The organism is Entomospira culicis (genome assembly GCF_028748145.1).
Classification (GTDB): Bacteria; Spirochaetota; Spirochaetia; order WRBN01; family WRBN01; genus Entomospira; species Entomospira culicis.
Window position 1 is genome coordinate 1,027,131 of the sequence record NZ_CP118181.1, and the last position, 23,884, is coordinate 1,051,014.

General features: G+C 46.5%; 19 protein-coding genes. 7 read left to right on the forward strand and 12 right to left on the reverse strand.

Translation table 11 applies throughout. The features are described 5' to 3' along the window. Window positions 1-165 precede the first annotated feature (165 nt). Both PVA46_RS04870 and PVA46_RS04875 read left to right on the forward strand, forming a co-directional pair. Window positions 166-1,503, forward strand: a complete 1,338-nt coding sequence (locus tag PVA46_RS04870; protein WP_167695636.1) for a sodium-dependent transporter — start codon at window positions 166-168, stop codon at window positions 1,501-1,503. Window positions 1,504-1,649: 146 nt separating this feature from the next. Further along, window positions 1,650-2,960 carry a PTS sugar transporter subunit IIC gene (locus PVA46_RS04875; protein ID WP_167695637.1) on the forward strand — a complete coding sequence of 437 codons (1,311 nt, stop codon included), beginning with the start codon at window positions 1,650-1,652 and terminating at the stop codon, window positions 2,958-2,960. 75 nt (window positions 2,961-3,035) lie between these two features. Here the strand turns inward: PVA46_RS04875 and PVA46_RS04880 are convergent, their stop codons facing one another. The 3 genes from PVA46_RS04880 to PVA46_RS04890 all read right to left on the reverse strand — a co-directional run bounded on the left by PVA46_RS04880 (window position 3,036) and on the right by PVA46_RS04890 (window position 8,069). Continuing rightward, the gene (locus PVA46_RS04880; RefSeq protein WP_167695638.1) at window positions 3,036-3,317 is read right to left on the reverse strand and encodes a virulence factor; all 282 of its coding nucleotides are present in this window, start codon (window positions 3,315-3,317) and stop codon (window positions 3,036-3,038) included. Window positions 3,318-3,376: 59 nt separating this feature from the next. Next, window positions 3,377-4,204, reverse strand: a complete 828-nt coding sequence (locus tag PVA46_RS04885) for a hypothetical protein (protein ID WP_167695639.1) — start codon at window positions 4,202-4,204, stop codon at window positions 3,377-3,379. A gap of 301 nt (window positions 4,205-4,505) precedes the next feature. After that, window positions 4,506-8,069, reverse strand: coding sequence for a type IIG restriction enzyme/methyltransferase (locus PVA46_RS04890; protein ID WP_167695640.1), 3,564 nt, complete (start codon window positions 8,067-8,069; stop codon window positions 4,506-4,508). A 228-nt stretch (window positions 8,070-8,297) separates the two neighbouring features. Between PVA46_RS04890 and PVA46_RS04895 the strand changes: the two genes are divergently transcribed. Further along, complete coding sequence (locus tag PVA46_RS04895) at window positions 8,298-9,644, forward strand: sodium-dependent transporter (protein ID WP_167695641.1); 1,347 nt, start codon at window positions 8,298-8,300, stop codon at window positions 9,642-9,644. Window positions 9,645-9,709: 65 nt separating this feature from the next. On the opposite strand, the gene glgX is transcribed toward PVA46_RS04895, so the two are convergent. From glgX to PVA46_RS04940, 9 genes are all read right to left on the reverse strand, one after another. Then, on the reverse strand, window positions 9,710-11,791 hold the full coding sequence (gene glgX, locus PVA46_RS04900; RefSeq protein ID WP_167695642.1) for a glycogen debranching protein GlgX: 2,082 nt from the start codon (window positions 11,789-11,791) through the stop codon (window positions 9,710-9,712). 17 nt (window positions 11,792-11,808) lie between these two features. Next, complete coding sequence (locus tag PVA46_RS04905; protein ID WP_167695643.1) at window positions 11,809-13,092, reverse strand: peptidase U32 family protein; 1,284 nt, start codon at window positions 13,090-13,092, stop codon at window positions 11,809-11,811. 130 nt (window positions 13,093-13,222) lie between these two features. Next, entirely contained in the window at window positions 13,223-13,645 is a 423-nt protein-coding gene (locus PVA46_RS04910) for a hypothetical protein (protein ID WP_167695644.1), read from the reverse strand. A gap of 15 nt (window positions 13,646-13,660) precedes the next feature. After that, the gene (gene murD, locus PVA46_RS04915; protein ID WP_167695645.1) at window positions 13,661-15,109 is read right to left on the reverse strand and encodes a UDP-N-acetylmuramoyl-L-alanine--D-glutamate ligase; all 1,449 of its coding nucleotides are present in this window, start codon (window positions 15,107-15,109) and stop codon (window positions 13,661-13,663) included. A gap of 35 nt (window positions 15,110-15,144) precedes the next feature. Then, on the reverse strand, window positions 15,145-16,932 hold the full coding sequence (locus tag PVA46_RS04920; RefSeq protein ID WP_274360337.1) for a 1-deoxy-D-xylulose-5-phosphate synthase: 1,788 nt from the start codon (window positions 16,930-16,932) through the stop codon (window positions 15,145-15,147). Between the two features lie 11 nt (window positions 16,933-16,943). Then, window positions 16,944-17,795, reverse strand: coding sequence for a GNAT family N-acetyltransferase (locus PVA46_RS04925; RefSeq protein WP_167695647.1), 852 nt, complete (start codon window positions 17,793-17,795; stop codon window positions 16,944-16,946). A gap of 11 nt (window positions 17,796-17,806) precedes the next feature. After that, a complete protein-coding gene (locus PVA46_RS04930; RefSeq protein WP_167695648.1) occupies window positions 17,807-18,739 on the reverse strand; it encodes an NAD(P)/FAD-dependent oxidoreductase in 933 nt (310 codons plus the stop codon). Window positions 18,740-18,775: 36 nt separating this feature from the next. After that, entirely contained in the window at window positions 18,776-19,624 is an 849-nt protein-coding gene (locus tag PVA46_RS04935) for a hypothetical protein (RefSeq protein WP_167695649.1), read from the reverse strand. A 35-nt stretch (window positions 19,625-19,659) separates the two neighbouring features. Then, a complete protein-coding gene (locus PVA46_RS04940) occupies window positions 19,660-20,292 on the reverse strand; it encodes a diacylglycerol/polyprenol kinase family protein (protein WP_274360266.1) in 633 nt (210 codons plus the stop codon). 90 nt (window positions 20,293-20,382) lie between these two features. Between PVA46_RS04940 and PVA46_RS04945 the strand changes: the two genes are divergently transcribed. From PVA46_RS04945 to PVA46_RS04960, 4 genes are all read left to right on the forward strand, one after another. Beyond that, a complete protein-coding gene (locus tag PVA46_RS04945) occupies window positions 20,383-21,009 on the forward strand; it encodes a hypothetical protein (RefSeq protein WP_167695651.1) in 627 nt (208 codons plus the stop codon). Then, the gene (locus PVA46_RS04950) at window positions 20,969-21,547 is read left to right on the forward strand and encodes a hypothetical protein (protein WP_274360267.1); all 579 of its coding nucleotides are present in this window, start codon (window positions 20,969-20,971) and stop codon (window positions 21,545-21,547) included. Before PVA46_RS04945 ends, PVA46_RS04950 begins: the two co-directional genes overlap by 41 nt. Before the next feature lie 88 nt (window positions 21,548-21,635). Further along, the gene (locus tag PVA46_RS04955) at window positions 21,636-22,394 is read left to right on the forward strand and encodes a restriction endonuclease (RefSeq protein WP_167695653.1); all 759 of its coding nucleotides are present in this window, start codon (window positions 21,636-21,638) and stop codon (window positions 22,392-22,394) included. A 92-nt stretch (window positions 22,395-22,486) separates the two neighbouring features. After that, entirely contained in the window at window positions 22,487-23,830 is a 1,344-nt protein-coding gene (locus tag PVA46_RS04960; protein WP_167695654.1) for an acetate kinase, read from the forward strand. The last annotated feature ends 54 nt before the right edge of the window (window positions 23,831-23,884 follow it).

Consider the following 23,884-nt stretch of genomic DNA (forward strand, 5'->3'; position numbering starts at 1 on the left):
ATGCGCGTGCGTTTAATGCTACTCGTAGCCATGGTCATTTTTACTTTGCAAGAAGGCAGCGCGCGCTTGAGTAGACGGATTTTATCATCATAAAAGATAAAGCAGAAGGATACTCAAAAGGTATCCTTCTTTTTTTATAAACACTAGAGAAGACAAGGAGTGAATATGTCTGCAAAAGAAGAGAGCTGGAGCTCGAATTTTGGCTTTATGATGGCGATGATCGGTAGTGCGGTGGGCTTGGGAAGCATCTGGCGCTTTCCCTACATGGTAGCGCAAAGTGGTGGCAGTGCCTTTATCTTTATCTATGTAACAATGATGTTGGTCGTGGGCATTATTGGCATGGCGGTAGAGACGGCCTTAGGGCGCAACAGTGGTGTAGATGCCGTGGATAGCTATGCCAAAATAGCCCCGAAAAGCAAGATTTTGGGTTATATACCCGTATTAACGGGATTTTTATTAGCCACCATCTACACGGTGTTGGGTGGTTGGGCGCTCTCTTACTTTGCACAATCGCTCTTTTTTCAGCTAGGAAATAACGATTTTGAAGCATTTCGCGTCAGTCAAGAGCCTCTTTTCTGGCAGATTCTCTTCCTCTTTTTAACAATGTTAATTTTGAGTTTAGGGGTCTCTAAAGGTATCGAAAAGTACAGCACGTTGATGAATTTTCTGCTTTTAGGGATGATCTTAATCATAGTATTCTTCTCCTTACAGCTAGAAGGCGCAATGGCGGGCGTATACTATCTCTTTACGCCTAAATTTGAAGCATTCAAAGATCCAACAATTTGGTTGATGGCAACGGGGCAAGCCTTTTTTAGTCTTTCGCTAGGATCTGGGGCGATTCTCACCTACGGAGTTTATGTCGACAAAAAGAGTCCCATTCTACGATCCAGCGCCATTACCGCCATCGCCTCCATTGTTATGGCGTTGTTGATGGGCTTAGCGATCTTTCCTGCCGTCTTTGCCATGGGACAAGAGCCAAACGCAGGTCCTGGACTCCTCTTTGTTACACTGCCTTTAGTCTTTAACAAGATGCCCGGCGGAGCGATCTTCGCGATCCTCTTCTTTGCTGCAACCGTCTTCGCCGCCCTCACCAGCTCGGTATCGATGATTGAACCTGCATTGCGCCGTATTTCCAACCAAATGAATATCAGCCGAACAAAAACGACATGGTCGCTCTTTGCCATATTGGTCGTGCTAGGTGCACCAATGGCACTTGCCCCTGGACTGCTATCTTCGGTTAAGATTCTTGGACTAAATCTTTTCGACACAATGAATTTCTTAATCGACAAAATCATGATGCCCTTCAATGGAATTGTTACCTTTATCTTAGCAGGCTGGCTCTGGAAAAAACGTGGCATCGTTACCGAGCTCTTAGGCGAAGAGAAGAGCAACTCTGCATTCGGCACGTTCTTATTATGGCTCGTACGCTTGATTGCTCCCACCTTAGTAGCTATCGCGGTACTTAAGCCACTATATGATTATATTATCACAAAACTTCATTAAATATCAATATTTATACACTTTTTTATTAAAGAGACCTCTGGGTCTCTTTTTCTATATACGCTTTTATCTAAATAACATTTGACAAATCGCTCTTTTGCCCTTTATAATGATAGGTAGATAAGAACATATTTCTAAGGAGAAAATAGATGAGTGATGCATTAATGGAGAATAAGTTTATTCAAGTCATTACAAAAATTTCGATGAAAGTGGGACAACAGCGCCATCTTTCGGCAATTAAGGAGAGTTTCATCTTGGTGATGCCCCTCTTTTTAATGGCTGGTTTGGCGGTTATGGTGAGCTTTGCCCTACTACCGATGATCATTAAGGAGAATGTCGAACTCCTGACCAAACTACAAGGATGGGGTGCCGCCATCAACAACGGTACACTGCAGATTAGCGCCCTGCTTATCGCCCCGAGCATTGGCTATATTCTGGCGAAAAATGCTAAGTTTGAAGGGCCCTTAGTTGCGGGAATCGTCTCGCTGGCATCTTTTGTGATGCTCTCGCCCAGTAGCGTCAGCTACGTCGATGCCAACGGCATAGAGCAAACCATCGGTGGAGTGTTAAACTTTGGCGATATCGGCTCTAATGGCTTAATTGGTGGTATCGTGGTCGGCTTAATCGCTAGCGAAGTCTTAATGTTCTTTGCCAAGATGAACCTCAAAATTAAACTAGGGCCAGACGTTCCCTCTGGTGTTGCCCGCTCCTTTGAGGTACTCCTACCCATCCTCATCACCTTGAGCTTACTCTCTTTGGGCTCTCTGCTCCTACAGTTGCTTACGGGAAAAGATCTCATGCAGATGATCGTCTTCCTTATCCAAACACCGCTCTCGAAGGTTAATAACTCTATATTAGGATTGATGTTACTCTTTGGTATGGGCATCTTCCTCTTTAGTTTGGGTATTCACCATACGGTTATTCGCGCGCCGTTTGTCGACCCCATTATGACCGCCAACATGAACGAAAATACCCTCGCCTTTGCCAACGGACAAGCCCCCGAGCATATCCTCACCGGTGGCTTTATCGACATTTTTGCCCAAATGGGTGGTGCGGGTGCAACCATCTCGCTGGTTATTGCGATGATCCTCTTTACCAAACATAAAAATTCCAACCAACTAGGAAAACTCTCGCTCGCGCCCGCGCTCTTCAACATCAACGAGCCAATCATCTTTGGCTACCCCATCGTCTACAACCTTCCCTTAATGATTCCCTTTGTGCTGATCCCGCTTTTTAACATGGGAGTGGGCTATATCTTAATGAGAATCGGCATTGTACCACTAACGGTAGTGGCTGTGCCTTGGACAACCCCACCGATCTTTAGTGGTGTTATCGCCACGCAATCTTGGATTGGCGGTGCAGTGCAGGCGGTGCTAATTGCCATCAATGTGATGATGTACCTGCCGTTTATGAAGATAAGCGAGAATATCGAACGGAAGATGGCGCAACAATCGCAATAACATAAACATTAACGACCACTCCAGTAAGCGAGTGGGTTTTTTATACTCTTAGTATAGCACAGGGCGCGCGAAGTGTCAAAGGGCGGGAGCGAGATCGTTGTTTTCTTCGATGCGTAGCATGCGGATGTCGGTAACCGAGCCTTTAAGCCAAGGGAATTGGGCGCTCATTTTGTTTACCGCCATAACGGTTTTTACCGCGTCGATGCCCTCGTCGCCGAAGTAGACACTGCCTTGCTGGCGAGTGAAGCCGTGGGTGGCGAGGAAATTTTTTATCTCGGCATAGGCGTTATGATAGGTATTGCCGGGATAGAGGCGCTCTAAGTCGCTAATTTTTAAATCAAAAGTAATCGCGTACATACTCTTAGTATAGCACAGGGCGCGCGAAGTGTCAAAGGGGGACACTGCCCCCTAAAAAACTACACTAGTCGAACATTATCAATACGAGCGATTTGTACACGATATTTTTTAACATGTTTTAATACAACATACAAATCTGCTTCAATCATAGTTCCATCAGGAAGTCCATTCGTGTATTGCTCCGCAAATACATTATCAACAATAGATGGATGTAATGTTAATGGATGACTCTTTCCCGTCTCATCAACATAATCCCACATCAAATGACTACTTACTTTTTCTCCCTTAAAAGCATGAAAAGTCAACATCGTTTTTACATTTATTTTTAAAATCTGCCCCTTATTCTTCTGAGGTAAATATGCTTGACTTTTAGCATCTACAAAATAATCCCCCACTTTATCTCTTGTAATTACATACACAAGATCGGGATCTTCTGACACTCTTAATTCCATGATATCAACCCCAAACCGAAAAGCACCCTCAAGCATTCCGTTAAAGTAAATATTGAATTTGGGGTCTATATAAAGGTTCTTAGCCTTTGTATCTTCAGGTAAAAGATTGTCGCCAAGCATAAAATCTGGTTCTTCTGAAGTGGTTAATTTCCCTTTAATTACTTTAAAAAGAACTCTTAGAGCTTCTTTTAAGACATCGTTTAGCATATCTCCCGATGCAGCAATCAAAATATCTTGAATAAAAGATCCTCGCCCAAATGGCTTAACACTAAGATCAACTCTCTCTAAAGACAAACAACTTAATCCATTAGAAAGAAAATTATTAAAATGTACTAATTGTTGACGATAAAAATTGAGGCTAATATTCTGCCTATCTACCTCAACTCCCTTTAACGTGAAACGAATGATCTCTTGATCCCGATTTGTAGTACCCATGACACTACCTCCATAATTTGTTTTATTCTCCAATACATAAACAGGAGAATACCCTAATTATACTCTATTTAAACGCTATTTGTCAAGCGATAACAATAAAAAAGGCAATCAAAATGATTGCCTCGTAAAAAAGATGTTGTTTATACTCCAATACATGTTTCAATTCATGCCCTCGCGCGGAGGGCAACAATTGTATTCATTTACGTTCCAGTGCACATTTTGGAGTAAAAACCAAATACACTTTTCTAAACCACAGCATACCACAACTCACAATAAAAAATCAACGGTCTCTGGCATGGGGTTACTCCTTGGTGGGTTTGGGCGTGGCGCGCACAAGGGCGATCTGATCATCGGTTAAGCCATAGAGGGCAAAGATGTAGGCATCCAGCTCTTGCTCTAAGGCGCGTGATGAGGTGAGGGCCTGCTTGGCGGCGATAATCTGATCGACCAGAGCAACCACGTGCGCCTCTTGTGCTGGCGTGGGCTCGATGATGGGGATGCGTGATGTTAGTGGATTATCAAACTGAATGGTACGAATCGCTTTACCTACAATAAAATTATAAACATACCAATTAATAAGAGTTGAGTTGAGTAATCCTACTAGATATTTAGAATTTAAATAACTTATGTTTTTCAATTGATTTATCGTATCTACGATTACGTAATCTTCGAGATTAGGCAAAATATCTACACTTGTTGCCATAATTTTTAACTGTGGGTATGGCTTGGTGATGTGAGCAACAATGCGTTGCACGAGGATTGCATTTGGGTGCAAGATAAATGACTCATTTTGAGCAACAATTTCTTGACTCATGTACCCCTTAATACGATCTTTAATGCCATAACGCTCTAGCTCTTTACCGCCTAATACCTTAAATCTATCTTCGTGTTGCGTTGTATGCTTTTGTAACGGCGCACCCCTCTTGTTAGTCACAAAGTCATTCAGCACTTTATGACTAGATTTTATCTTAGTACCCAACTCTATTGTATTTGCCTCGATATTATTTAAGAAAAAGCCAAAGGACTCAACATTTTTTTTATCTATAGGAGTGGGTAAAAAGACCGTTTCCTCTTCTGATAAAGAGCCTGTATGATAAGAAGTTGGTGTATTTTTGTTATCATATAGATAGACAACCATTTCTAGCTTCACCACCTTCCATACCTTGCCACAATCATATAGTTTTGTTAAATTGGGTAGGATAATTTCTCGTATTCTCGCCCAATTCGAAGCATAAGTTAACGCCTTAGGAACAATAAATCCCCCTTTGCCATTATCCTTGATTAATCTCTTCATTAAGAGCATAAAGAGTACCGCAGTATCAGTATTATTGATACCATAAAACCGACCAAAAAATTTTCTCTCCGTTGGCGTTAAACTCACTCCATACGGTGGGTTGCCTACCACCACATCAAACCCAACAAACGCTCCGCTCTTCTTGTCCAAGCTCTCCGGAAAGAGGTAGCGCCACTCAATATCGGCGGGTTTTTGCTCACTGGTCATGCCAAAGAGGATAGGAAATTCTTCCTTTTTCATCTTGGCAATCGCCTTATCTAGCGCTTTACGGTCTTTCGCACTACGGGTTTTGATATAGTCATGATGCAGTTGGGTATAACGCTTAATCACCTCGGGTAAGTTGCTTGTTAGTAAGTCATTATCATCTTGCTTATCCTCTAAACTAATATGATATAACAAGCTATTGCCCGTTTTAATATTAATGTCGATATTAGGTAGCGTCGCCATCGGCACGTACTCCCGCGTGCTTTTCAGCCTATCCAGGCTCGCCAACTCCTTCGTTGCATCCATGATATAATAGCTATTCTTCAACAGCTCAATCCACAACCGCAGCCGACATATCTCCACACTATTGGGGTTAATGTCCACCCCAAAGAGGTTATGCTCAATGATCTCTACTTTGGCATGGAAGAGCTCTTCTTGAAAGCTTTGTGTATGGCTATCGTACACCGTATAGTGCAGGGGTTTTTTCGTTGCGCTATTGAGGATCATAATTTCGTCGTTAAGCACCGATAGCGTTAAGCCATCTTTGGGGTGGATATGATCAAACATCATAAAGTCATAGCGGATACTAATCAGCTCATTCAGCGCCGAGACCAAAAAGTGTCCCGATCCCACCGCAGGATCTAGCACCGTCAAGCTACGAATAATGCCGTGGAGTTGCTTCTCCTCCTCCTCATCCATCTTCTTAAAGGCTTTTTTTAACGCGCTATAATCCGCAAAGTTCTCTTGCATTTCGGCATTCACCCGACCCACCAAGGCTTCTTGCATGCTCTCTTTACAAATATACGTGGTGATAAAGCTTGGCGTATAAAACGATCCGTCCTTATACCCGTTAAGCTTCTCAAAGACATTGCCTAACACGCTGGCATTAATCAGCCTACTCTCGATACCTTGCACCTTACTTTTGCCATCGGTCGTAAAGCTGTAGGCGCTCAAGAACTTTAAGAGGTACTCCAGCAACGGCATCTCCTTAACGCCCTCGTACGCCAACACCGATCCATGATCCCCTTTATACAACGCTAAAGGTTCATTGTCTAGCGTGGAGATCTCGTCCAAAATAATGCCATAAGCATCCTCTTCGTCCTCTCGATAAATCAGATCCACCCGTTTCATAAAGAGCGAGCTATTGAGATACGGGATATGCGTAAACGCACTCTTGATCCGCTCTTCGCGATGCTCTGGTTCTTGCGCCAACACCTGAAAAAAGAGATAATCCAAATCGCTCCAACTACCAATCGTCTCCGGATGATACGCCATAAAGGCGTAGTTCACCCGATTGCTCCCACTAGGATTCGATCGCACATTGACCAAGTGCGCCTCAAAGAGCTTCAAAAAGAGAATGCGGTTAATCCAGACGATTAAAACTTGAAAGGCCAGCTCATGGATCTCTTCGGTTGGCTTGACTCTAAATTTCTTCCTCAAGATATTGTAATATATCGAGTTCACCGCATCAGGGTTTGGCACGATAATCTTCATCTTCGCGCCATCGCTCTCCTTCTTTGCCTTCTCATCCACCTGCATCTCGACCTCTTTTAGCCCCATAACATGCAGCAGCTCATGATAAAATTTTGCATTGAGGCTATTAGCATCCAAATACGCGCTATGCCCCAGCCAAACAGGTGCAGAAAAAAAGTGATAGAGCACATTCCACTTCTCATCTTCAAGCGCCTCGATATCGTCGATGGGGTTCAAATCCAGCAGGTAGCACTTCTCTTTAAAGTGCTCTACACCAACTTCCGTAATGTAATCCTCGATAATAGGATAATTCTCTTGGCTGCTCTTAATGTCGCTCTGAACCTTCGCCAAATTTGTCTTAACACCATTATACGTAAAGGATTGCGTAACTAACGCGTAAAAATGTTCTTCTTTCCACACCAGCCACGTAAAGCCATTACTAATCATCACCTGTTTAATGGACATACTTCGCTGAAACGTGGGGGTGGTCTTCTTATCCTTAATGATTTCATTTAAGTAATAATAGATAAGTTGTTGCAACGCCTTCTTATTGAGATCTGCTAAAGAGACCATCTCCGATGTCTTGACTTTCTTACACTCAAGCAACGTAACCAGCGCATCACTACTATTCTTAACGATGAGGTCATAATTATCGCCTTTATTAAGGTCTAACTTACCGCCAAGCTCTTTGATAGGTTGCGCCATTAACTCTTGTATGGCATGCTCCACCGAACTTTCCGATAGCTTCTCTGCTTTGATTCTCACAATCTCTCGATGATAGGCCTTAAATCGCTTTAAGAAAGCATCTCTATCTACCGACTCAATCGCGCTATCCAACCAAGTTTGCCCTAAAAAATCTCTCAACGACTCCACACTAAACAGTTGATTACTCATCCTCTATCCTTTTTTCTCATTAACAATGTAACTCATTATAATGCACTCTTTCATCCACTGTCAAGACCTTTATCTTCCCCAGCATCACGAACACTTTCTTTATTTTTATCTCAATCATACCTTCTCCCTGCATGATTACGCCACAATCATTAAATATTTATACCAAAAGTGTTGATATTCTTATGAATATATGATAACATAGAGCTCTATATCAACAAGGAGTTATATATGTCTTCGCAAAAAGAACAATGGAGTTCCAATTTTGGCTTCTTAATGGCAACCATCGCGAGTGCGGTAGGCTTGGGTAGTATCTGGAAATTCCCCTATTTGGTGGGGAGCAATGGCGGTAGCGCCTTTATTATTATATATACAATATTGATTATTCTGATTGGTATTCTGGGACTAAGCGTAGAAAATAGTGTGGGTCGCTTTGGTGGCACCAACGTGGTGGATAGTTATGCAAAAATTCACCCCAAAGCCAAGTGGCTAGGAACCATCGCCCTCCTTGGGGCCTTTCTTGTCTTTCTTATTTACAGTGTCTTAGGTGGGTGGGTCTTGCATTATCTCTTTAAGCTTGGCACCTTTCAGCTACAAAATGTGGCAACCAGCACCTACTTTTCTAGCTTCATGCAAAGCGATGAGGCGTTGATCTGGCAGATTTTATTCACCCTAGCCACCATGTGGATTGTGGGGCAAGGGGTAGCCAAAGGTATCGAAAAGTATAGCACGGTGATGAATATCTTGCTCTTTGCCCTCATTATCTTGGTGGCGATAAGAGGTCTCTCTCTGCCCAACGCCAAAGCCGGTATCGACTTTCTCCTCAAGCCCGATCCAAGCGCCTTCAGCAACCCTAAAATCTGGCTCACCGCTACCGGTCAAGCGCTCTTTAGCCTCTCTTTAGGCATGGGCATCATGGTAACTTATGGTAGCTACGTACCCAAGCAATCGAAGATCCTAAAGTCTAGTTTAATCGTCAGCTTTTCCACCTTGATTATGGCAATCTTGATGGGCTTTGCTATCTTTCCCGCGCTCTTTGCCATGGGCTTTAGCCCCGAAGGAGGCGCAGGTCTCCTCTTTATCGTCTTGCCCGAGGTCTTTGCCAAAATGAGCGGGGGTACCATTTTTGCCGTGGCCTTCTTTGTCGCAACCTTCTTTGCTGCCATCACCAGTGCCGTCTCCATCATCGAGCCAATTGTCTCTTACCTGATGCACAAATTCAACCTATCGCGAAAAAAGGCAACCATCTCCCTTACCCTCATCACCTTAGTGCTAAACACACCTATTGCACTAGCACATGGACGCTTTAGTGGCTGGACGATTAACGGAAAGAATCTTTTTAACACCCTAGACTTTCTCACCGACTCTATTTTATTGCCACTCAATACGCTTATTGTCGTGATTCTTGCCGGCTGGTTCTGGAAAAAGCGTGGCTTCCTCACCGAGTTGAGTAACCAACATAGCTTGAAGTTGCCCTATCCAACCGTGCTCTTATGGATTGTGCGAATCCTCATTCCCCTCACCATCCTCATTATCGTCGGGGTAACGTTTTATCCCATAATAGTTAGCGCTAAGTAGAGCAAGCCTCTCTTATTGATAGTAAGAAGAAGAGTCTCGTTTGAGACTCTTCTTCTTTACTGTATTTATTGAGGAAAACAGATAAGCACGGCTAAGGAGTGTGGCATTAAGGTGTACGAGTAAGGATCAACCAGCTCCTCATAGACACCTTCGGGTAAGATATCGCGTGGACTAGGCAAGCCGGTATCGATTTTGAGCTTCCAGCGCATCTTATCGCTAGTGAGCGGAAAGTAAAAGGTCTTAGACTCATGCGTAGGATTGAACAAGATCATCACATCTTCAGACTCACTAGACAACCCCGTCGCCTCGCGCTCGCCAGAGTAGCGCACGCCCAACGCGTTATCTTGCTTATGCCACTTATATTGATGCCCGTCGCACCCAAACCAGATGATATCAGGCTTTGTACCGCCTGCAGGCACATAGCCCTTAAAGAATTCCTTACGACCAAAGACATTATGACGACGACGAAAGTGGATCAACTCCTTGGTAAATCGCATCAAATCGCTCTCTTCGCTCTTCGCCAGTTGCCAATCAAACCAACTTAGCTCGTTGTCCTGACAATAAGTATTATTGTTGCCATACTGCGTGCGCCCAAATTCATCACCCCCCAACATCATCGGCGTGCCTTGCGATAAAAAGAGCGTAGCCAAGAAATTTTTCATGCGCTGTTTACGAAATTTAAGAATATTCGGATCGCTACTCTCTCCCTCCACACCCGAATTCCAGCTCAAATTATTATCGGTACCATCGGTATTATTCTGTCCATTAGCGTAATTGTACTTATGCGAATAGCTCACCAAATCATGCAGAGTAAAGCCGTCGTGCGCCGTTACGTAATTGATGCTTAGATAAGGACGCTTGCCACTTGCGCCGTAGAGATCATGACTCCCCGCCACACGCGTGGCAAAGGCCGCTGCCATGTCGTAATCGTTGCGCCAATATCGACGCACATCATCACGATAGCGATCGTTCCACTCGGCAAAATTCTTTCCAGGAAAGTGCCCCACTTGATAGCCACCACCAGCATCCCAAGGTTCGGCAATCATCTTGACTTTCTGCAACACTGGATCTTCCATAATCGACCGCAACAGGGGCGGATTATCCAAAATATACCCACGACTATCACGCGATAAGATTGTGGCTAAATCAAAACGAAAGCCATCCACATGCATCTCCACCACCCAATAGCGCAACGAATCAATAATAAGATTGGTCATCACCTGAGCATAGCAGTGTGTCGTATTGCCCGTGCCCGCATAATTCCAATAATAGCGTTTATCTTCATATAGCATATAGTATACACTATTGTCGATACCCTTAAAGCTAACCACAGGCCCGTGCTCATTCCCCTCATGCGTGTGGTTGTAGACCACATCCATAATCACCTCGATGCCTGCTTTATGAAGCTCGCGCACCATAGTTTTGAATTCTATCACCTGATCGCCATCACGCGAGCCCACCGCATAGCGCGCCTTGGGTGCAAAAAATGACATGGTAGAGTAACCCCAGTAGTTGCGTAAAGGATGCTCCTCACTACCATTTTGCGCATACTCCATATCGTCAAATTCCATCAAAGGTAAAAATTCAACCGAAGTAATCCCCAGCTCCTTAAAGTACGGAATCATCTCGATGACCCCTAGGTAAGTGCCCGCGTAAGACTTCCCAGCGGTATGGGAGAGTCCTTTAAGATGCACCTCATAAATGACAGAATCTTGAAGTGGATAATGAATCGGGCGATCACCCTGCCAATCGAATGTGTCTTCATAGACAATCGACTTAGGGCGCTTCTCTTTGGTGAAAAAATCCCACTCAAAACTTCCCGTAACCGCCCGCGCATAAGGATCAAGCAACAAGAGAGAAGAATCGAAGCGATGCCCCAGCTGTGGTTGATGAATCCCATCGATATAATACCCATAAAATGCACCCAAAGGCAGATCGTGCACAAAAATATGCCAGACATCTCCTGTACGATTAAGCGTTGGATCTAATTGATATCGCTCTCTAGGTTCGTAATCTTGGGCTTTCGCGAAAATCGCCAACGCCACTGCCTCTGCATGATGACTGTAAATGGCAAAATTAACGCCATCTTTATGCACAGTCGCCCCCAATATTAAGGGCGATCCTGTACTTACCTCTCTTTCTTTCATATGCTATCCTTCTTTATTTAGGTTGCTCCTGATCCATCTGCCACCTGTATGCGCGTGAGGGTATAGACCGGTAACAAATGCACATCCACGCCATCGGGGAGAGGAAGACGCACCGCCCAGCCTGCCTGACCGGGATTTTTCTCCTCAAGTGGCTCACCACTCTCTTCATCATACATACTTTTTATGGTATAGGCAAGCGGTTTAAATTGATATGGACTTAAAATTTCGATCGTATCGCCGATCTTAAGCTTATGTTTAATCTCTAAGACAAATTCTTCTGGACGTAATTCTCGAATAAATCCCGCCGTACGATAGCTACTAGTGCTCACCGTGGTATGATATGCTTGGGCATCTTTACCGGCAAACCCATGAGCGAATCCTAAGGTATATCCGCGATTTTGCAAGGTATTAACCTCATCAATAAAGAGCTTCGCATCCCAATGTTCGGGGTCAGCAAACCACGCATCAATCGCATGACGATAGACGCGCGTAACGGCACCTGCATAATACAAACTCTTATTACGCCCCTCAATCTTTAGGCTATCAAACCCTGCCGATAAAACCTCATCCAACACCGGCATCAAGCAGAGATCCTTCGAGTTAAAGAGGTACGATCCATCCTCATCCTCAAAGAGCTCAAAGGGTTCTACCTCGCGCCCCTCTTGCTCGGTAACCACCAACTTGGTGCTGTAATTCTTTCGACACGCATGATTACACGCCCCACGATTGCCACTACGCGAATCGGTGTAGGCAGAGATAAGGCAACGTCCGGACATCGCCATACACATCGCCCCATGAATGAAGATCTCCACGCCAAAGTCGCCCACCTCTTCTTTAAGCTTTTTCGCCTCGGCAAGGGTCAACTCGCGCGCCAACACACAGAGATCTGCACCTTGTGCCTGCCAAAATTTCGCTGTGTGCGACGAACTGACATTAGCCTGTGTCGAAATGTGTAGTGAAATGCCCAAATTCGCCTCCTTCATATAGTTGAAGACCCCAGGATCGGCAATAATTAAGCCATCAGCCTTTACCGTCTGGGCAACCTCAACAAAATAAGCCAGACGCTTCTCATCGCTATCCTTGGCAAAGAGATTGAGCGTAAGATAGATCTTCTTGCCACGCTCATGCACATACGCCACCGCCTCTGCCAACTCCTCGGCGCTAAAGCCCGACTTCGCACGCAATCCCAACGCAGGCGCACCCACATACACCGCATCTGCTCCATAAAGCAACGCCACCTTAAGCTTAGCAAAATCTCCCGCCGGAGCCAATAGCTCGGGTTTTTTTATATTTTTTTGCACACTATTCCTTCCTTCAAAAATGTTCTACCCTAAACAAATTAGAGCTTATGCGCTAAAATGTCTAAGACTCTTGCTTCTTTACCTTTCCCCTCTTTTACTCAACCACGCTATACCTTATATAAAGTAAGCATCAAGGCTCGCGCTCCAAGATATCTAAAATCTTCGCTTCTTTACCTTCCACCTCTTTTAGTGCCTGTTGTAGCTTGGCCTGCTTCTTCTCCAAACTGGTGATTTTCCACTCGATGCTATTGAGAATCCAGAATTGAAAATGTTGCATCTTCTGCTGTTGGTGCATCAACATGAGCACCTTAACCGAAACCAACAACACCCCAATCTCGATAGATAAGTATTTAGAAAACCCCGGCACGAGATAGCCCATACCAAAGGTGCCAACCATAGCAATAATAAAAAAAATAGAGATCCACTTCTCCTTGCGCGCATGGCTAGAGCCACCAATCGCACCAAGCATCTTCTTCATGTTCTTTTGGTCGGCTTGATACTCCTTGATCTCCTCTTCGTAGTGCTGTAACAGCTCTTTTTCGTCCATATTCATACGCGCTCTCCTCTTTTATCGCAAGCCCTTGATGGCTTCATCAAAGGCACGTCCACGCTCAAATTCATTGCTGAAAAGTCCAAAGCTGGCCACCGCAGGGCTTAACAAAAGATCGACAGATTGATCGGCAAAGCGCGTGCGAAAATCATGCACAATCGCCGACAAATCGCTCCAGTTATGCGAAAATGCCACCCCTGAAGTATGCAAGATCGCCTCTAATGAGGCACTCGCCGTACCCTGCAAAAGATAGACATAAGCAACCTCTTTTAACCAAGGCAAGAGAATTACGACATTACTGCCTTTGTCTGCCCCACCTAGAATGAGCGCGAGTTGTTTGCTCGTCGTGCGATGGAATTTAATCGCCTCGATCGTCGCCTCGGGGATGGTGGCAGCGCTGTCGTTGATGTAACAGTGATCTCTATCCTCTGCGATCACTTGATAGCGATAGATCAACCCAGTATAGCTTGCCAATCGTGCTTGTATATCGTGAAAAGCCACCCCCATCAGATGCGCAATCCAGATCGCATTTGCCAGATTCACCCGTACCATCGCCACACTCGATACCGTAAGCGGAAAGACCCGCTCCTCAAAATGTTCGCGTATCACTAACGTCCGCTCATCACGCCAATAAATGCCATCAGCATAAATCGAAGGTAATGCGTTCTCGCTAAAGAAGGCAACCCGCGCCTTAATCTTGAGCAAAAAGTAGGGCATGTGTAGATCGTTTAAGGGAAGAATCGCCAAGGCATCTTGCCCTTGGTGCGCAAAAATCTCCGCCTTATCCTCGGCATAGGCGCGCATATCCCATTGATAGTAATTCAGATGATCAGCCATAAGATTTGTCAGCAGAGCGATCGTCGGCTTGAGCAAATCCTTGCCCGCAAGATCGCCCAGTTGCCAGCTAGAGAGCTCCAAAATGATCCGAGAATGAGGCTTATCCCAAAGCGCTTGAAGGTGAAACAACGGCGAGACGGTAATATTTCCTGCCAAAAAGCAGGCGTGAGGCTCCTCGGATAAAAGATGATAAAGTAAACTTACCGTGGAGGATTTCCCCTTACTGCCCGTTACTGCGATCATCTGATGCTGGTGCGTTGCCTGCATCGCTTGATATTCGTATAAAAAGAGCGAAATATCGCTCTCGATGCGCTTTGCCTGCGCCAAAAAGGGCGAACTCTTATGTACTCCCGGATTCTTAATCACGATATCCGCATCGATAAAATCCTGCATTGCATGAGGCATCCCCAACTTCCAAATGATGTTAGGATAATGCGCCAGACGCGCCACATTCTCTTGGAGAACCTCCTGACTACGCAGATCGCTAACAATAATCTCTGCCCCCGCCTCAGCTAGATATCGCGTCGCAGCGATGCCCGAGCCATGCGCATAAAGCCCATAGCCCATCACCACCACGCGCTTGCCTTGATACGCTTGCGCTCGATACGCCTCTACATCAAATGCCATCATCTCTCTCCCATCGTCACCCAAAAGATGCTCCCATATTACACCACATCGGCGCTACTCTTATCATCTAAATATTGATAGTAACTCGCCACGCGTTGGGCTATCGAGGTACCATCTAACTGACAAAAGCGTAATAAGTCGTCTCGACTCCCATGTGGCAAGAGCGAGCTCTCCACACCTAGGTGCAAAAAGCGCGGACGCTCCTGCGCCATGCTCATCAAACTAGCCAACTGCACGCCCCAGCCACCATCCACCACCGCCTCTTCCAGCGTAACCACCAATGAATACTTCGCCAATAACGACTGCCAATACTCCACATTGAGTGGCTTAATAAAGCGCGCATGACAATGATCCACAGCAATATTACGCTCACCCAAATATTCAATCGCTCGCTCCACCTCGATTGCCAAAGAGCCCAAGCTTACCAGTAAAATCGCGGCATCCTCAACCCGATGCCAGAAGACTCCCACGCCCAAGACCAAAGGCTCAAGCGGAATCTTCAACTGCGCATCAGGAATCTCTGCCTTGGCGTAGCGAATCACCACCAATGTTGACTGCTCGCTTGCCCAGCTAAGCATCAGCTTGAGCTCTTCTCCTGATGCTGGTGCCAAAAAGATAAGATTCGGCAAGCTCTGGAGCAACGCAATGTCGTAAACCCCTTGATGACTCTCGCCATCACCCGCCACCACCCCCGCCCGATCTAGGGTGATAATCATCGGTAGACGTTGCATCACCACATCATGAATCACCTGATCCACCGCCCGCTGTAAAAATGTTGCGTATAGTGCCACCACCACGCGCTTACCTGCCAACGCCAAGCCACTAGCAAAAGCCACCGCATGCTGTTCGGCAATCCCCACATCATAGCAACGCTGGGGCATCAGCTTCTCTAACTTATCCACCCCCGTACCACTAGGCATCGCCGCGGTAATTGCTACGACATCCTCATGCTTTTGGGCAAGCCCAACCAACGCCTCGCTAAAAATCTGCGTATAAGAAGGCGCACTCGCCTTAGCCTGCCCCTTACCAGTAATCCCATGATAGGCAATCGGATCGATCTCGGCTGCCGGATAGCCTTTGCCCTTTTGCGTCTTTAGGTGGATAAGTAGAGGACGTTGCACCGCTTTTGCTTTCGTAAAGAGATCGACCATCAATGCGCAATCATGCCCATCGTAGTCGCCCCAATACTCAAAGCCAAGGGTGGTGAAAAAATTTCTATCCTCCAAGATCGCCAAATGCTCATGCAACGCACCACAGCCGGGGGCAATCGACATCTGATTGTCATTAAGGATAACAATAACCGGTAAGCCCATCGCCCCAATATGATTAAGCGCCTCAAAGGCGATACCACCGCTCAAACCCGCATCGCCAATGATGGCAAGCACCCGTTCCTGTTTACGCATCTCTAACGCTTGCCCAGCCACCATTCCGGCAGCCACACTCAAGCTCACCGAAGCATGCCCACTCGAGAGAATATCATGCTCGCTCTCTTGCGGACGCGTAAAGCCCGATAATCCCCCAAATTGACGTATGCTTGCAAACGCTTCGCCCCGTCCGGTGATAATCTTGTGCGCATAACATTGATGCCCCACGTCAAAGAGAAATTTATCTCTTGGTGAGTTAAAGACATAATGGAGCGCCAGTGTCAACTCAATCGTGCCTAAGTTGCTACTAAAATGCCCGCCACTCTCCAAAAGCGACTCTACCATCGCACTCCTCATCCGCTGAGCAACATCGGCAAGTTGCTGGGCAGGGAGACTTTTTATATAAGCAAGAGGAAATTTACCCTCAAGAATTTCATTATTGTTCATCATTCCTTCCATCATCACGGTTTATTTCATAAGTAACTAATGCGATATGTCTGTTTTTCGCGAAAACCCACCGACTGATACAGTCGTAATGCCGATCGATTCTCCTGCTTCACAAAGAGCACAAGTGCTTTATTGCGAACAATATATAACTGAAAAAGATGATAAAATAAAATCTTGGCTAAGCCCTTGCCTCGCAATCTGGGGGTGGTATAGACCCCTGCTACCTGATCATACGCGCGACCTGCCACATTGATAGAAGCCTTGCTCAAAATATGCTCTTTGTACTGCAAGTGATAGCCCTCTTCTTGCGTTAAACGCCGACGAAAATGCGTTGCGATGGCATTCTCGCTCAAGAGGTGGTGCTTAGCAACCATCACCTCCTCTTGTTGATAGCCAATCTCTAAGGTTAATAATGTCGAAAAATCAGCCAATGTACTAGGTACAAAATCAATCGCATCAGGGGTTACCAATGAAAAATTTCGCATCGCCTGAGGATTTATCGTCATCGAGAAGTAATTAACCCCGATAAAATGCATACTACGTTCATAGCGTTGCTCCAACCAAAAGAGCTCCGTAGGCGTACCGATCAGGCAATAGGGCTTAGGCCACTGCGCCAAAATCAACCACGCGCCATCGGCACCCAAGGAGAGCGTGGTGGTGGCATCTACCAGTAAACGCGCATCTTTGTCTAGTGCGATAACCCCGAGCAACTCTCCCGAATGGTGATACGCCAAGAGGATATATTTGCGTAGCGCCACCTCCTGACACGCGCGATAAACCCAATGGGCAAGGTAGAGATGCGCCCACTCGCGCTTCTCAAAATAAGCCAAAAGAGCGCACTCATCGGCATCGCTTTGCCAGTAAGACCAACGTATCACCAGAAGAGATCCTATAAGGTTAAGGTGCGCTGGGTGTCGATATACGCGCCGGCCATATGCGCTGTCAACGCGCCATCGGCACAGGCAGTAACCACCTGACGAAAGTGCGTATTACGCACATCGCCTGCCACATAGATGCCCTTAACCGAGCTCTCTAACTTAGAATTGGTGATAATGTATCCGCTCTCATCTTTATCCAAATAAGGGAAGAGTTCGGTTTGCGGATAGGTGCCAACAAAGATAAAGACCGCACCAAATTCTTCCTCATAGGTGCGCCCGCTCTGATTCTCAAGAAGAACCACGCGCGAGACCTTTTGTTCCCCCTGAATCTCCTTGAGCTCGGTAAAGGTGCGAATCTCGATCCGCGGATTGGCTTTAACCTGCTCCACCAGGTAATGTTGCGCGCGGAATTTATCACGACGATGAATCAAAACAATTCGATCGCTCAAGCCACTTAAAAAGAGCGCATCAGAAAAGGCCGTATCGCCACCACCCACCACCAAAATCGGCTGATTCTTAAAGAAGGGACCATCGCACGTCGCACAATAGCTTACCCCCTTGCCCAAAAATGCCTCCTCCCCCGGAACGCCCAACTTAGCATACTTCGCCCCCGTAGCCACAATTACCGCATAAGCCTCATAAATATCGCCATTGGCTAGCTCGATAACATGCTTATGTGATTCCTGATAGACCCGATGCACCATGCTCAAGACAAACTGCACCCCAAAATTCTTTGCCTGCTGTTCCATCGCACCAGCAAAACCAAAGCCGTCAATCGCTAAGATGCCCGGATAATTATCTAGCATATCAATAAGGAGGGTCTGCCCTCCGCTCATTGCCCCGTCAAAAACCACACACGAGAGCCCTGCACGCGCTCCATACTGACCTGCGCTTAATCCCGCAGGACCTGCTCCAATAATTGCTACATCAATCTTTATTCTCATTGCTCTGCCTCATCCATTTCTATGTTCTTTATAACTCTAAGGTAACACCGATTCGCCAGAAGACCAAATCATAAAGGAGCGATAGCCCTTTTTATAAAGATCCTCTGGCAAATCGGCGCTAGAGAGATAGCGCGTGCGCACCTGCATAGCAACCACTTCTTGCGCGCCACTAATGTTTGCCTCTAACACGATAAAATACGGGTAACCGTTGGCAATCGCCTCTTGACGTGATGTATCAATTGCTAAGAGAAAGGGCCAACGCCTAGAGTCATCGTTATGGAAAATAACCATATTGATGCTCTCGTTAAGTGCCTCGTTATGCACCAACCGTAACCGCGCTTCGGCTTGTAAATCTACCGCCGTAGAGGGCGAGAGCCATGCTTGTCGATACTTTTTTTTCAGCGTAGCTACCTCAAAATACTTCACATCGCTATCTAATTGTGAGTTGAGAAGCGCATAGCCACTGGCCTCACTCTCTTCATTATAAAAGAAGGCCATCACAAAGTAGCCGCTGCGAGCGCCACTACGATCAGGGGCGCTGGCGATCTGCACATCTTGCCCGCGTAAATTAAAGACCGTCGCCCACAACGCAAAGGCCGCGGGGTTAAACGTAATCGCCTCACGGTGCAAGAGAATAAAGTGCGAAAATCCGAGCTTATCGGCAAGATCAGCAGTTGCGCTTAGCGAGGCGCTCTCCAAATCAAGCTTAAAATCGTTGACCTCAACCATTAGCGCATAAAAATTAGGGTAGCGACTAACCACCGGCGAGAGCTCTTCAAAATCATAGTAGCCACTCTCCACTTGCTTAGGACTAAAAATTAGTAATCCCAACAGCAATAGCGTTAAGCCGGCAACCAAAAGGAGAATTTTATTGATATGTTTCATAGACGTTAGGGTTATCTTCACTGTGTACGCTCGCTTTAGTATCCCAGCCGAAAGCTAAGAAAGCCAACGCACAAGGGAATCACCAGATTGTCAAAACTCTTTAGGGGTAAGGCCTCGATAAAGGTGGTTAAGAGCGCGACCCAAAAGCTGGTGGTAAGATCGCCCTTGGTTAAGACGTAGCTGGCTGCCAAGACGACAAGAAAACAGCTAAGCGATCCTTCGATGCTCTTACCTCGCAACAATTTAGGACGATGTCTCCCAAAGAGACGCCCCACCAAACTCGCAATACCATCGCCAAAGGCAAGCGCTGCCACGGCCAATCGGGCGGCCACCGTAGGAAAAAGGAGAAAGGCGCTCATAATGCCCAACGAGAGCGTAATGGGCCCCAAGGCAGGACGCTCATCCTCACTGCCACGCTTAACCAAGGCAACCAACTGCGTGATCAATGATGTTCCCCCTAAAATCAAGCGAATGCTCTCCCCCACGATAAAGATAATAGTGATGATGGCTAAGCCCCAAATCAAGAGCGGTTCGCTATAACGCGCCACAAAAATAGATAAAACACTGGCCATGTGAATGAATTTTCGTAAAAATTCCTGTTTTGCTACTTGCCAAAAAGTACTAGGCTCTCCTTGATGCACGCTTGCTTCCCCTATTTTTCCATCCACTATTATTATATCGCATGCAATCCCTAAAAATCAAGGGGATTTATCACTTTTTACTCAATTAAATTCCTATTTCGATCGATAAGGGAGAGAGTGAAGAGTTCGCGATTTGCCTTGCTAAAAGTTTATGACTGGGCAATTTTTTTGCCTAGTGTGCGTCAAGCGACGCTACGCTTTAACCTGCTCACCAAGGAGCGCGGGTTGCAGATGCTTAGCATTAGCGACCAGAGTTTGCGCGCCTACAGCCACGACGTAAGCATGGCGCAAGTGCTAATCTCATACAATGCCAAGGGATATGCCCAGTTGCACGCCGTGGCGCAACACTATCCTTTTAGCCTGATTCATCACGATCTCGCCCGCCTCGCCCGTATCTCGTTGTGGACAGAAGCTCTGCTTCTCACCTATCGCGGGGCAGAAGAGAGCCAATTCTTTCTCTTTTACTACCACCTGCTTCAGTGGCTTAACGATCCCACCCTCGCGCCTGAACTGTTAGATACGCCCTTCTTTTACTACTCGCTGGTGATTCACGGGGTGCTACCTAGCCACCTTGCCGAGGCACCAAGCTTTGCGCAATTGGTCGACTACGATAGCCAAACGCGCCGAGCCATCCTCCACGCATGGGCAGAGAATCGCCCCAAACGCGATGCCATTCGGCAGGCCTTTCTCGCCATGCTCCCCCGTGCGCCAAAAAGCCTCGCAAGCCTTAGCCGCTATGACTAAATACCTCGCCATCCTCCTAGTGCTTTGCACGCCCCTGTCGCTATGGGCAGAGGCAAGCATCGAGATCCTCGGCTGGTCAACCTCGGGGAAACTTGCCCTGCAGATTGTCCATGAAAATCCCTTTAACGGCTACGACGCAAGCTATCTGCTTGTCAACCTACTAGACGATGAAGTGATTGTCCAATTTGATGTGATGAATAAAGATAACAGCGCCGAACATGCCAAAAATCTCCTTACGCGCCAGTGGCAAGCACCCTTTCAAATCCAGATGACCCAGCACCAGATACGCCCCGCCGGCAACCATGCGCTACGCGCCACCTTTAGCGCCGCCGGTAAGAGCTTCTCGCTTGCCCACGAAGCGCACCAACTGATTCTGCGCCAAGGCAAGAGCCAGAAGATTGTGGCACAAAACCTCGCCCACAACGCAGAGCTTATCGCCAGCTACCTAAGCCCCCACGAGAGCCGTATCGCCATCATCGTCAAAGAGCATCAACGCATCCGCATCTTGGGGAGCAACCTCTTGGTGGGCTTTAGATAAAATTTATCATTTTATAAAAATTTTTCTTGACAAGATAAATATACCCGTGGTAAAATTAAAGTATCAATTTTTTAGAAGGAGGCATATTATGCCAAGACCAACATCGAGCGAAATGCGTGCAACTGTTTTAGAATTCCTTAAAAACGGAGAGCAACCCCTAAAAGAGATTCACAAGCATATGTCTAACAAATTTCAGTTAGACGAAGAAGATACCCGTAAAATTTACTACCCTCTTACAGGCATCATGGATCAGTTAAAGAAATCCCATCTCACGAACAACCCTAGATGGGGAGTATGGGAGCTAACCAACGAAGGTAGCGATAGCGAGCAATTAGCCGAGGTGGAAGCATTGCCTGAAACTAAGCTTGGAGACGAACTAGTGGATGCTGATATCAAATTTACCGAGGATCTTAACAAGGGTTTACTGGAAAAAATCAGCACAATGAACCCCTATGCCTTTGAACACTTGGTTGGAGCTTTATTTGAAGCCATGGGGTACGAGGTAGAAGTAACGAAGGGATCTGGCGATGGCGGTATCGACGGATTCATCATAAGAGATGAACTAAAACCAGAAAATATTTGCTTCCAAGTAAAACGCTACAAGTATAACATTTCCGTTGAAGCTATGAGAGCATTCGCTCATACCGTTACAAAAAATAAAGCAAGACTAGGCATTTTCATTACTTCTGGTAGCTTTGAGTCTGGTGCTATTAAAGTCGCCGAAGAAGATAAGATTGAACTCATTGATGGAAATCGTCTTGCTAGCCTTTTGATTAAGTACAATATCGGTGTAAAAACCCATACCATCAAAACCCTCGATGAGGATTATGAACACTTCAAAAAATAGAATCGACAAGAAAGCTAGCTGCTTTTAGTTGATTTTTTCGCTTTTATCGGCTATCATCTAAGGATAGAATCTTATGAACAAAGGATGATAGCATGATTATTTTAACATTGAACTGTGGTAGCTCCTCGGTTAAGTACCAAGTGTACGACTGGGCGAACAAAGACGTATTGGGTAGTGGCGTGGTAGAGCGCGTGGGGCAGAGCCAGAGCGACCTTGAGTACAAGAGCAAGGGCAAAGACGAGCTTGTGGCAAAGCGCCCCTGCCCTACCCACAAAGAGGCGATTGCTTGGGTAATGGAGAGCATTCTCGACCCAACCTACGGCTGTATCACCGATATTAACCAAGTAACGGCGGTGGGGCATCGCATTGTGCATGGGGGTTCGGTCTTTACGCAGTCGGTGGAGATTACCGATGAGGTGCTTGCCCAGTTCAAAAAGGTTGAGCCACTTGCTCCCCTCCACAACCCTGCCAACATCATGGGCGTTGAGGCAGCGCGAGCGCTCTTGCCTAAGGTTACGCACTGTGCCATTTTGGATACCGCGTGGCATCAGACCATGCCCGATACGGCATTTATGTATGCCTTGCCTCATGCGTGGTATGATAAGCATCAGGTGCGTCGCTATGGTTTTCATGGATCGAGCTTTTTGTACACCTCCAAACGTGCGGCACTGCTCTTAGGGAAACCTGCTAATCAAACTAATCTTGTTATCTGTCATATTGGCAACGGCGCTTCGGCGTGTGCGGTAAAGAACGGCGTGAGTGTGGACACCAGCATGGGCATGACGCCCCTAGAAGGCTTGGTGATGGGATCGCGATCGGGCGATATTGACCCCGCGATTATGCCCTACATGGCGCGCGAGGCGGGCATGAGCATCGATCAACTCGACGCAGCCTTGAGTAAAGAGAGCGGATTGTTGGGCATTACCGGGCGCTTTACCGATCGTCGTGATGTAGAAGATGGCGTTGCCAAGGGCGAGGCCGATTGTATCTTGGCGCAGAACATGGAAATTTATCGCATTAAGAAGTACATTGGCGCATACGCGGCGGTGGTGGGGCCAGAGCTAGATGCGATTGTCTTTACCGCGGGCGTGGGCGAATTTGGGGCGGATATCCGCGCTGGTGCGCTTATCGGGATGGAGCACTTGGGCATCAAGGTAGATCTCGCCAAGAACAAACTTGCCATGACGCGCAACGCCGAGACGTGCATTAGCGCCGACGACAGCAAGGTGAAAGTCTTTGTGATTCCGACCGACGAAGAGATTGTGATGACCGAGGACACCGTAGCCATTAGCAACGGCACGTACAAACCGCACACCGAGTATCGCTACATTTTTGAAGAGGCCAGCTATGTAAACAAGGCGCGCGAGGCGGGCTTGCCCAAAGACCTCACCAAGCGCCCCGGACTAGATAAAATTATCGCCCAGCCAAAAAAGTAGCAGGGTAAGCAAAGAGGCACGATTGTGCCTCTTTTTTTGTTGACAATCTGTTAT